Source organism: Polaromonas sp., assembly GCF_030682935.1.
Classification (GTDB): Bacteria; Pseudomonadota; Gammaproteobacteria; order Burkholderiales; family Burkholderiaceae_C; genus Polaromonas.
Genome location: NZ_JAUXNA010000353.1, coordinates 19,958 through 30,408 on the forward strand (window position 1 = coordinate 19,958; position 10,451 = coordinate 30,408).

At 59.9% G+C, this 10,451-nt stretch carries 11 protein-coding genes and 1 pseudogene; 11 read left to right on the forward strand and 1 reads right to left on the reverse strand.

Annotated elements, in window-relative coordinates; translation table 11 throughout:
* The first annotated feature begins 58 nt into the window (after positions 1–58).
* The 11 genes and pseudogenes from Q8K05_RS16520 (at position 59) to Q8K05_RS16570 (ending at position 9,792) form a co-directional block, all read left to right on the forward strand.
* The gene (locus Q8K05_RS16520; protein WP_305247707.1) at positions 59–1,369 is read left to right on the forward strand and encodes a Rieske 2Fe-2S domain-containing protein; all 1,311 of its coding nucleotides are present in this window, start codon (positions 59–61) and stop codon (positions 1,367–1,369) included.
* Between the two features lie 77 nt (positions 1,370–1,446).
* Positions 1,447–2,430 carry a tripartite tricarboxylate transporter substrate binding protein gene (locus tag Q8K05_RS16525; protein WP_305247708.1) on the forward strand — a complete coding sequence of 328 codons (984 nt, stop codon included), beginning with the start codon at positions 1,447–1,449 and terminating at the stop codon, positions 2,428–2,430.
* An 8-nt stretch (positions 2,431–2,438) separates the two neighbouring features.
* On the forward strand, positions 2,439–3,431 hold the full coding sequence (locus Q8K05_RS16530; protein ID WP_305247709.1) for an ABC transporter substrate-binding protein: 993 nt from the start codon (positions 2,439–2,441) through the stop codon (positions 3,429–3,431).
* A gap of 106 nt (positions 3,432–3,537) precedes the next feature.
* Entirely contained in the window at positions 3,538–3,921 is a 384-nt protein-coding gene (locus tag Q8K05_RS16535) for a hypothetical protein (protein WP_305247710.1), read from the forward strand.
* Positions 3,854–4,226 (forward strand): annotated as a pseudogene (locus Q8K05_RS16540) (IS630 family transposase); the annotation flags it as partial. The gene Q8K05_RS16535 and the pseudogene Q8K05_RS16540, both read left to right, overlap by 68 nt.
* A gap of 17 nt (positions 4,227–4,243) precedes the next feature.
* Positions 4,244–4,465, forward strand: a complete 222-nt coding sequence (locus Q8K05_RS18910) for a hypothetical protein (protein WP_370868885.1) — start codon at positions 4,244–4,246, stop codon at positions 4,463–4,465.
* 94 nt (positions 4,466–4,559) lie between these two features.
* Positions 4,560–5,165 (forward strand): hypothetical protein, encoded by a 606-nt coding sequence (locus Q8K05_RS16550; RefSeq protein ID WP_305247711.1) that lies wholly within the window; start codon positions 4,560–4,562, stop codon positions 5,163–5,165.
* 169 nt (positions 5,166–5,334) lie between these two features.
* Positions 5,335–5,859, forward strand: a complete 525-nt coding sequence (locus Q8K05_RS16555; protein WP_305247712.1) for a phasin family protein — start codon at positions 5,335–5,337, stop codon at positions 5,857–5,859.
* A 469-nt stretch (positions 5,860–6,328) separates the two neighbouring features.
* A complete protein-coding gene (locus Q8K05_RS16560) occupies positions 6,329–8,647 on the forward strand; it encodes an NADP-dependent malic enzyme (RefSeq protein WP_305247713.1) in 2,319 nt (772 codons plus the stop codon).
* Between the two features lie 177 nt (positions 8,648–8,824).
* Positions 8,825–9,241 (forward strand): ribonuclease domain-containing protein, encoded by a 417-nt coding sequence (locus Q8K05_RS16565; protein ID WP_305247714.1) that lies wholly within the window; start codon positions 8,825–8,827, stop codon positions 9,239–9,241.
* Positions 9,242–9,294: 53 nt separating this feature from the next.
* On the forward strand, positions 9,295–9,792 hold the full coding sequence (locus Q8K05_RS16570) for a barstar family protein (RefSeq protein WP_305247715.1): 498 nt from the start codon (positions 9,295–9,297) through the stop codon (positions 9,790–9,792).
* A gap of 270 nt (positions 9,793–10,062) precedes the next feature.
* On the opposite strand, the gene Q8K05_RS16575 is transcribed toward Q8K05_RS16570, so the two are convergent.
* On the reverse strand, positions 10,063–10,451 hold a 389-nt coding region (locus Q8K05_RS16575; RefSeq protein WP_305247716.1), incomplete at its 5' end, for an rRNA adenine dimethyltransferase family protein.

A 10,451-nucleotide genomic window follows, 5' to 3' on the forward strand; every position in this document is an offset into this window, starting at 1 on the left:
GTTGGCAAGCCGTTTTTATTGACCCAGATCAAGCCAATCCATTTAAAGGAAATTCGCCATGTTGACCGCCGAAGAAAACGAGTTGTTATGCCGCGTGGCGGGCAAGGCCCCCATGGGGCAGTTGATGCGCCGCCACTGGACGCCGGTGTGCCTGATCGAAGAAGTGAGCGAGCCTGATGGCACGCCCATCAAGGCACAGGTGTTTGGCGAGGACCTGGTGGTTTTTCGTGACACCAAGGGCCGCGTTGGCGTGATGGATGAGTATTGCCCGCACCGGCGCGTGTCGCTGGTCTTTGGACGCAACGAAGACTGCGGCCTGCGCTGCCTGTACCACGGCTGGAAGATGGACGTGGAGGGTAATGTTCTGGAAATGGTGTCGGAGCCGGCAGCCAGCGGCATGGCGCAAAAGGTCAAACACCTGGCGTATCCGACGAAAGAATGGGGCGGATTTATCTGGGCCTACATGGGCCCGCCCGCGACCCAGCCCGAGTTCGTGCCGCCGGCCTGGGCGCCTACAGCCGATGCGAAGGTGGCCATTGCAAAAGCGGTTATTCCGTGCAACTGGGCGCAAATCCTGGAAGGCGCGATTGATTCGGCGCACAGCTCCAGCCTGCACTCTTCCGACATGGTGCCGGCGCGGGTAGCGGGTGCAGAAGCGACCGACACCAACTGGCTGCGTCCCTCCACCGACAAGGCGCCCCGCATGCAGGTGGAGCGCGGTAGTTACGGTTTTCGCTATGCGGCGATACGGCGTCCCATCAAGAATGCCGCCGCAAACGACTATGTGCGCTCGACTGTTTTCGTTGCTCCGGCGACAGCCCTGATCCCGCCCAACAATCTGTACAACGTGGCGAATATCAACGTGCCGATGGACGACACCAATACCGCGTTTTATTTCATCGCCTGGGGCCATCCGTCACAGACGCCCGATACCGACACATGGCGTAAATTCCTGGGCCAGCAGATCGGGGTGGATCTGGATGAAAAGTACCGGCCGCTGCGCAATCGCGACAACGCTTTCTGGCAGGATCGCATCGCCATGAAGGCTGGAAACTTTACCGGTATCACCGGCTTTCCCAACCAGGATGTCGCGATGTGGGTAACGATGGGTCCAATCGCCGACCGAACCCATGACCGGCTTGGCGCAAGCGATCTGGCCGTTGTGGAGTTCCGCAAGCAGATGCTGGAAGCGGTACTCGCCTTCCAGAACGGCGAACAAGCCATAGGCACGGGCGAAGCCCGCATTCCGTCCAGCATCTGCGCCTTTCAGGCCATCGTTCCCAAAACCACGGACTGGCGTTCATTCAAAGCGTCTTATGTGTGGGATTCGGTCGCTCCTGCGCTGGAACCTTCCTATTCCACATCCTAAGCCGCCTCTTAAAGGCAGCTTGTACTTCGCCCTTTCCCGTTCGCTATAAAACTTGAAACCCGTCAGGAGACATTTCCATGAAACAACGTCGTTTTATCCTGCTTGGCACCGCTGCGGCGATGGCTGGCAGCTTCATGCTTCCCATGAGTGCGCATGCGCAGGGTGCTTACCCCAACAGACCGATTAAATTTGTCGTGCCTTACTCGCCCGGCGGCCTGCCAGATACGGTGGCTCGTATTTTTGCGCAGCGGCTTGGCGACAAGTTGGGCCAGTCTGTGGTGGTGGACAACCGGCCAGGCGCCAATGGTGTGGTGGCCGCGCAGGTCCTTGCCACCGCACCCAAGGATGGCTATACCTTTCTGGTGACCGATGGGTCCATGTTCTCCATCAACCCGGCCATCTACAAAAACCTTGGCTATGACTACAAGCGTGATTTCATGCCGGTGTCGCTTGCAGCGCGAGCCCCGCTGTACCTTGCCGCGAATGACAAGGTGCCTGTCAACAACCTGCAGGAATTCATTGCCCTCGCCAAGGCCAAGCCGGGCACACTGAACTACGGCTCCTCGGGTATCGGCAGTACCCATCATCTGACCATGGAAGCCTTGAAAGCAGCGTTGGGCCTGCAAATCACGCATGTGCCCTTCAGGGGCTCAGGGCAATCGGTGCCAGCACTGATTGGCGGGCAGGTGGATGTGCTGTTTTCGGCGCTGCCTTCTCTGGCGGGATTTGTAAAGGCAGGACAGGCCAGGCTGCTGGCAACCAATGCGGCAAATCGCTCAAGTCAGGAGCCCAATGTTCAGGCCATTGCAGAAATCATTCCTGGATTTGATTTTGCGCCCATCGTCGGTGTACTCGCTGCCACGGGCACGCCGGCAAGCGCCATCGAGCGCATCAGCACGGAAATGGCCCAAATTGCAAAAATGCCGGAAGTCATGCAGACCCTCAACAAGGCAGGCATAGATCCGATTGGTGGTGGACCTTCCGATTACAACAATGCCATCCTGAGCGAAAACGAACGGCTGGCGAAAGCCATCGCTGCTGCAGGCATCAAAGCTGAATAATTAATCCAATGTCAAAACTAAAACTTACTTTTGGTTGCTGGAACTATGACCGCACCCGTGCCCTCATGGATGGGAGCGTTCAACCCGATGGCATTGACCTGAACTACCTCAACATGCCGGTGGAAGAAACCTTCTTTCGCATGTTGAGGCACAAGGAATTCGATGTTGCCGAAATGTCGCTTTCATCGTACACCGTGTCGATGTTCAATGAAGCCCGTCCGTTTGTAGCGATACCGGTATTTCCATCGCGGTTTTTCCGGCATTCCTGCATTTACGTCAATGCCAATTCTGGCATCCGGGAGGCCAAAGACTTGATCGGCAAGCGTGTCGGCAACCCTGAATACCAAATGACGGCACCCGTCTGGATTCGCGGCATTTTGTCGGACCATTACGGCGTTCCGGTGGACAGCGTGACCTATTTCACAGGTGGTGAAGAAGAGCCCGGCCGGTCAGAGAAGATCAAGCTTGATCTGCCGGCCAACATCAAGGTTGAAAGCATCGGTCCCGATAAGACACTGGCGAAGATGCTGCTGGACGGCGAGATTGATGCCCTCTACACCGCGCGCATGCCTTCGAGCTTCCTGAACGGCGGCGGCAAGGTCAAACGCCTGTTTGAAGACTACGAGCAGGTCGAGCGCAATTACTTCAAGGAAACCAAAATGTTCCCGATCATGCACACCGTGGCGATTCGCCGCGATGTGTATGAGGCCAACCGCTGGATTGCGCGGTCGATGATGAAGGCGCTTGAGGAGTCCCAGCGCCGTACCTATGAAGACCTGTACGAGACAGCCGCACTCAAGGTGATGCTGCCGTGGCTCACGTCCCATGTTGAACAGGTCAAGCAAGAGATGGGGGAAGACTTCTGGCCTTACGGCTTTACAAAAAACGAGGCTACCCTGCAAACCTTTTTGCGTTACTCGTTTGAGCAAGGTCTCTCAAAGCGCCTGCTGCAACCGCATGAACTGTTTGCGCCGGAGTCGCTGGAAGCCTTCAAGATATGACCTTTGAATGAAGTCCATGTGTCCGGCAGCTGATGTCTGATACCGTTCTGGCTACCTGCTGCTGCTGTCTGCCGCTGCACGGCTGCTTTTTACCACCGCCATCATTGTGACCAAAATGGCCTGGGTGATGCTGGGCGAACGCCTGACTTCACTGGCCGCATCCGGAATGGCCTTGACCATTGCCGGCTTGATGCTGGTGCGCTACAAGCCTGGTTCCTTTTCACGCCGCAAACCTGATGCCGTGCAGACGGCATCAGTACCGATCACAGCAACGCTGCATGAACGCTTGCTGCAGTCGGTATTGCTCCTGGGGCTGGGCCACTCTCTAGCGTATGCGGTTGGCAATGTGCTGCGCGGCGCGGCCGTCCGCATCTGGAACGAACATTACAAAGTAGTCCTGAGCGAAGAGGAAAGGAAGAGCGCTGCAGGCGCGCTTGATCGCCATGAGCTGTGGGCAGGCGCCCCAAGGGCATGCGCGCTGGACGCTTAAGCTGCGGGCCCAGCGGGAAGTGGAGTTGGGGTATGTGGACAGTCTGTCGTCGGAGACGGTGCGGCGCACACTCAAAAAAACGAACTCAAGCCTTGGCGCAAGGTCGGCTGGGTGATACCGCCCAAGGCCAGCGGGGAGTTCGTGGCGGCCATGGAGCGGGTGCTCGACATCTACAGCCGGCCCTACGACGAGGCGCACCCGGTGGTGTGCATGGACGAGACGCCGCGGCAGTTGATCGGCCAGACGCGTCAGCCCATTGAGCGGCGCCGGGGCGTCCTGCATGCGAGGACTACGAATACGAACGCTTGGATACCTTCGCAAGATGCCCATTTACACGGCGGGCCAGCTACCGAGTGCGCACGAGATCCACCAACGGGGCGATGCGATCCGGCAGCCCTACGAAATGATGCAGTGCAGCTACATGCAGGAGGCGCTGCCGTTTGACCACCTGCCCGAGCGCGCGGCGGGCATGCAGCATCCCCTGCGCCAGATGATTGAAGCCGCGCTGGCGTTTGCGCAGAACCGATTTTCCGGGCGACGCTGATGGCTGGAACATCGGGCTGCGGGGGCGCGTTCCTGGTGGCGATGAGGTGACTACACTTGGAAGCACCTCAAACCACAGCCAACCCGAAGGAGTCATGGAAATTTTTGTTCTGGCGATGTTGATCGCCACCGGGGCTTACACGCTCAAATCAAAAGACGAGCGCAGGCGCATTGCCTTGCTGGGCAGCCATCTGGGGAACTACCAGATTGAAAAACTGATGGAAACCCTGACCGAGGGTTACCTGCGGGCGCTGGCGGAAAACGACCCAGTGCGCCGCGAACAGATCTGGCAGCTGCTGGACAGCTCCGAGCTGAAATTGTGTGACCAGTTCAGCCGCTTTGCCGCGGAGTTTTCCAAGGTGGATGCGCTGCAGGCGCGCGTGAGCCGGCTCCCCGTGTCTATCCCGTTTGCTGACAAGCTATTTCCCGGCGCGACCTTTGACCTGCGCAAGGTCTTGAGCATCCATGCGCAGGGCATCACCCAGGCTGCACAGAATGGCCTTGAGCGCACGCCCAAGGGCAAGGCCTTCGCCCTTTCCGCCGAGCTGTTTTTGATGCAGCACAGCTGCCACTGGTTCTGCAAGTCCAAAGCCGTCGCCTCCGCGCGGATGCTGCTCCGCCACAAAACCACGTACGAGCAAGTGCTGGCGTCGGTGGCGCCCGACACGCGCCAGGCCTATTGCGCGCTGCTTGGGGCCTGACCGTTCACGCCGGCCAGGCGACCGCATCCGGCGATCCCGGCGGCGTCATCGGAAGTTGGGGTGTGCTCCCTAATGGCGGGCACCGCGCCGCGCCCCCCTTGCCAGCGCTGCCTCATGGTGGTTTAATTGCTGCACTGCAACATTTTCAACCACCAGCAAGGAGCTCACCATGAACTTTACCGCCGAACAATTCATCGCCACCCAAAAAACCAGCGTGGATGCCTTTGCCGGCCTGTCGCACAAAGCCTTCGCCGGCTTTGAAAAGCTGGTGGAACTGAACCTGGCCGCTGGCAAGGCCGTCATGGCCGAATCGCTGGCCAACCTGCAAGCCCTGAGCAGCGCCAAGGATCCGCAGGCGTTTGTCACGCTGCAGTCCGGCCTGGCCCAGCCCCTGGCCGAAAAATCAGCGTCTTATGGCCGCCACTTTTATGAAATCGTGTCGGGCACCGGTGCCGAGTTCACCAAAGCGTTTGAATCCAGGGCCGCAGAATCCCAAAAAGCCGTGACGTCCTTCGTGGAAAGCTCGCTGAAGAACGCACCGGCCGGTTCCGAGGCTGCCGTGGCCCTGTTCAAAAATACCCTGGATGCCAGCCACAACGCGCTGGAATCGGCTCAAAAGGCCGCCAAGCAGGCGGCGCAAACGGTCGAGTCCAACCTCAACGCCGTGTCGTCCGCCGCTGTAAAAGCCGCGTAATAGCCGCCCGCGTCAGCGCTTGACCCCGCACAGCGGCACCTTCGGGTGCCGCTTTTTTTTGCGCGCCGGCCTGCTCTTCATGGCGGTGGCGCCTTGATGCGCGCTGGTGCTTACCCCCCCGAGGCTGTTGCTGCTCGACGAACTGCTGGAAAGCTTGGATGCCATCCATCGTCGAGCCACATCCGCAGGCATTGAGGGAACAGCCAGAGCGGCTGGCACGCCTGCCGGGCGTGGCCCGCTGACATCAGGGAGCCGCCCCCGCCGACGGCGAAGGTCGGTTCCCATACGCGCACGCGGCACCGACCGTCGATTTCGCCCCTTACCAGGCATCAACTCCCTGCGAAAAAGTCAAAAGCCCAGCACCTGTTTTGCGTAGATTCACCTAGCAGGGTGGCCCTGTCAACGGCCTACAATCCAAAAACTTGCAACCCATTGGCGGCCACCCCGACCGTTTTGCTGGAGACTTTTTATGCCCACCCCCACCGCCATAACGCCCGACAACCGTGAAGAAAAGCGTGCCGAGCTGCACCGCGCTGCGCTTGAATACCATGAATTTCCCACGCCAGGCAAACTGGCCATCGCCGCGACCAAGCAACTGACCAACCAGCGCGACCTGTCCCTGGCCTACTCGCCCGGTGTGGCGGCGCCCTGCGAGGAAATTGTCAAGGACCCGAACGCGGTGTTCAAGTACACCAGCCGCGGCAACCTGGTCGCGGTGGTGACCAACGGCACTGCGGTGCTGGGCCTGGGCGACATCGGCCCGCTGGCCTCCAAGCCGGTCATGGAGGGCAAGGCGGTGCTGTTCAAGAAGTTCGCCGGCGTGGATGTGTTTGACATCGAGATCGACGAAAAAGACCCGGCCAGGCTGGTCGACATCATTGCCTCGCTGGAGCCCACCTTTGGCGCCATCAACCTCGAAGACATCAAGGCGCCCGACTGCTTTTATGTCGAACGCGAGCTGCGCAAGCGCATGAAGATCCCGGTGTTCCACGACGACCAGCATGGCACGGCCATCACGGTGGGCGCGGCGATCCTGAACGCCCTGAAAGTGGTCGGCAAGGACCTGACAAAAGTCAAACTCGTGACCTCCGGCGCGGGCGCCGCGGCACTGGCCTGCCTGAAGCTGCTGCTCAAGCTCGGCATTCCGCGCGAGAACATTTATGTGACCGACCTGGCCGGTGTGGTCTATGAGGGCCGCACCGAGCTGATGGACGAAGACAAGATCCAGTTTGCGCAACATACGTCGGCGCGCACACTGGGCGAAATCATCGAGGGCGCCGACATCTTCCTGGGCCTGTCTGCGGGTGGCGTGCTAAAAAAGGACATGGTCAAGGCCATGGCGGCCCGCCCCATCATTTTTGCGCTGGCCAACCCGAACCCGGAAATCACCCCCGAAGACGTCAAAGCAGTGCGTGATGACGCCATCATGGCGACCGGTCGCGCGGACTACCCGAACCAGGTCAACAACGTTCTGTGCTTCCCCTACATTTTCCGGGGTGCGCTGGACGCCGGTGCCTCGACCATCACCATCGAGATGGAAATTGCCGCCGTGCACGCGATTGCCGAGCTGGCCCAGGCCGAACAAAGCGAAGTGGTGGCGGCGGCCTATGCCGGTGAGCAACTGGCGTTCGGGCCCGACTACCTGATCCCCAAGCCGTTCGACCCGCGCCTGATGATGAAGATTGCCCCCGCCGTGGCCCAGGCGGCGGCCGACAGCGGCGTGGCCCTGCGGCCCGTGCAGGACATGGACGCCTACCGCGAGCGGCTGCAAAGTTTTGTCTATGCGTCCGGCACGCTCATGAAGCCGATTTTCGCGGCGGCCAAATCGGCGGCCCGCAAACGCGTGGCCTATGCCGAGGGCGAAGAAGAGCGCGTGCTGCGTGCCTGCCAGATCGTGGTGGACGAAGGCCTGGCGCGGCCAACCCTGATCGGCCGACCCGCCATCATTGCCCAGCGCATTGAAAAATTTGGCCTGCGCCTGAAAGAAGAACTCGACTACGACGTGGTCAATGTCGAGCAAGACCACCGCTACCGCGACTTCTGGCAGACCTATCACCGCATGATGGAACGCCGCGGCGTAACCGTGCAGATGGCCAAGATTGAAATGCGCCGCCGCCTCACGCTGATCGCCGGCATGCTGCTGCACAAAGGCGATGTCGATGGCCTGATTTGCGGCACCTGGGGCACGACGGCCCACCACCTGGACTACCTGGACCAGGTCATCGGCAAGCGCGAAGGCGTGAACACCTACGCCTGCATGAACGGCCTGCTGCTGCCGGGACGCCAGGTCTTCCTGCTCGACACCCATGTCAATTACGACCCGACGGCCGAGCAGCTGGCGGAAATCACCACCATGGCCGCCGAGGAAATGCTGCGCTTTGGCATCAAGCCGAAGGCGGCTTTGCTCTCGCACTCCAACTTCGGCTCGTCCAACCAGCCGAGCGCCCTGAAGATGCGCCGCGTGCTGGAGTTGCTGCGGGAAAAATCCCCCTGGCTCGAAGTCGACGGGGAAATGCACGGCGATGTCGCGCTGGACGCCGAGGCCCGCGCTGCCATGATGCCCAACAGCACGCTGGCGGGCGAAGCCAACTTGCTGGTGTTGCCCAACATTGATGCCGCCAACATTTCCTACAATCTGCTCAAGGTCGCAGCCGGTGGCAACATCGCCATTGGCCCGGTGCTGCTGGGGGCCAACAAGCCCATGCATATTTTGACCTCCACGGCCACCGTGCGCCGCATTGTCAACATGACAGCACTCACCGTCGCGGACGCCAACGCGAGCAGATAGGCCGAATAAGGGCAGCAAGTGCTAACTTGCCCGGCCCTTATCTCCCTACACCTCGTGCTTAAATTTTCAGCAAGCACTTGTTTTTTTAGCCCACATGCGGCAAACTACCCCTCTTGAAATTTAAGGGTTAACCCGAGAAATTGGCCGCTTAACGCTGGATTCAAGAAAGGGATTTTCATGTTGCGCAAGGGGTGGAAACGTTGGCGCACAGCCGGAATGGCTGTGCTGCTGGTCTTGTCGGCCAGCCTGAGCAGTTTGAGTCCCAGCGCAGTGCACGCCAAAGGCCCGTTTTTCGGGAACGCGGTGGGCATGGTTGCAGTTGCTCAGTTGCCCCCGCAGGGACGCAGCATGTTGACACTGATTTACCAGGGTGGGCCGTTCCGGCACGAGAAAGACGGCGTGGTGTTTGGCAACCGGGAGCGAATTCTCCCCATCAGCCAGCGCGGTTTTTACCGCGAATACACCGTCAGAACGCCCGGTGAGCGTAGCCGGGGCGCCCGGCGCATTGTCTGTGGTGGTTTCAAACCCGCTGCCCCCGATGCCTGTTATTACACCGACGATCACTATGCGAGTTTTCGCAGAATCGTTCAGTAAATTGAACTGTGGTTGTTATTTTGAGTTTTGACTTAAGAGAAAGAGAAGCGGAGATGGATACACCACTTCGTAAGGACCACGAAACGCCACTGCGCAAGCATGGCGAAGCGCTCCTTCGTAAAAATGAAGACTCGCCCCTGCGCAAGCCGGACGAAACGCCTCTTCGCGGCGTGCGGCCCAACATCGTGCAGTCCATCCGCGCCTTCCGCGTGCCTGAACTGCAGGACGCCGCCACGCAGCTGAACCAGCACTTCCTGTATGCCAACCTGGGCAACGCCCAGAACAAGCAGGAAGTTCTGGACATGATTGCGGCGCAGTACACCTTCCCGGCGCATTTCGGCAAGAACTTCGATGCGCTGTACGACTGCATGACGGACCTGGTCCACAAGTCAGGCCCGCAGCCCGGTTTTATCGTCGTGCTGGAGCAGATTCCGGCGCATGCCAAATTTGACAAGGAAGCGCGCGAGCAATTGCTCGACATCTTCAGGGATGCCGCGGACTACTGGGCGGATCGCAAGATCCCGTTCAGATGCTTCTATTCTTTTCTGTAGCCCGCTCCCCAGACATTGGCCAAGGGGATCGGGCGAATGAGGCCCTGCAAGTAGTTTCAGAAGGCGATGAGCCTATGCCTACTGACAAACTGATAGACATCTCGCCGATGGCGCTGCGCATGAGCAGCCCCTTCAATGCGGCATACTGGCTCACCGCAGCCTGACACCCGCGCTTCAGTTTGAAATTTAAAAAGCCCGCTTATCACAGCGGGCTTTTTTATGACCAACTCGTGCGCTGGCCCCTGTTGCGCGGGCGCAGGCAGCTATTTTTTACAAGCTATCCGGGCTGGCCGCCACCTGCTGCGCCAGCGCCAGGTATTCGGCCACCGGCACTTCTTCGGCGCGCCGCTGCACATCAAACGACCCGGCAAAGTCACGCGCCGTGAGCCACTGGCCCAGCGTGTGGCGCAGCAGTTTGCGGCGCTGGCTGAACGCCACCCGCACCAGTTCGCTGAGCTGCTTGACATCGAGCGCCACCGGATCGGCACGCGGCACCATGCGCACCACCGCACTGTTGACGCGCGGCGGGGGATCAAAGCTTTGCGGCGGCACAAACAACACGTTCTCCATGGCGTAACGCCATTGCAGCATCACGCTGAGCCGGCCATAGTCGCTGGTCGACGGCGCGGCCACCATGCGGTCAATCACTTCCTTTTGCA

Bases quoted from the DNA above. Each gene is read 5' to 3' on its own strand.
- Q8K05_RS16530 (WP_305247709.1), top strand. From the start codon at position 2,439: ATGTCAAAACTAAAACTTACTTTTGGTTGCTGGAACTATGACCGCACC.
- Q8K05_RS16555 (WP_305247712.1), top strand. From the start codon at position 5,335: ATGAACTTTACCGCCGAACAATTCATCGCCACCCAAAAAACCAGCGTG.
- Q8K05_RS16525 (WP_305247708.1), top strand. From the start codon at position 1,447: ATGAAACAACGTCGTTTTATCCTGCTTGGCACCGCTGCGGCGATGGCT.
- Q8K05_RS16550 (WP_305247711.1), top strand. From the start codon at position 4,560: ATGGAAATTTTTGTTCTGGCGATGTTGATCGCCACCGGGGCTTACACG.
- Q8K05_RS16520 (WP_305247707.1), top strand. From the start codon at position 59: ATGTTGACCGCCGAAGAAAACGAGTTGTTATGCCGCGTGGCGGGCAAG.
- Q8K05_RS18910 (WP_370868885.1), top strand. From the start codon at position 4,244: ATGCCCATTTACACGGCGGGCCAGCTACCGAGTGCGCACGAGATCCAC.
- Q8K05_RS16560 (WP_305247713.1), top strand. From the start codon at position 6,329: ATGCCCACCCCCACCGCCATAACGCCCGACAACCGTGAAGAAAAGCGT.
- Q8K05_RS16565 (WP_305247714.1), top strand. From the start codon at position 8,825: ATGTTGCGCAAGGGGTGGAAACGTTGGCGCACAGCCGGAATGGCTGTG.
- Q8K05_RS16570 (WP_305247715.1), top strand. From the start codon at position 9,295: ATGGATACACCACTTCGTAAGGACCACGAAACGCCACTGCGCAAGCAT.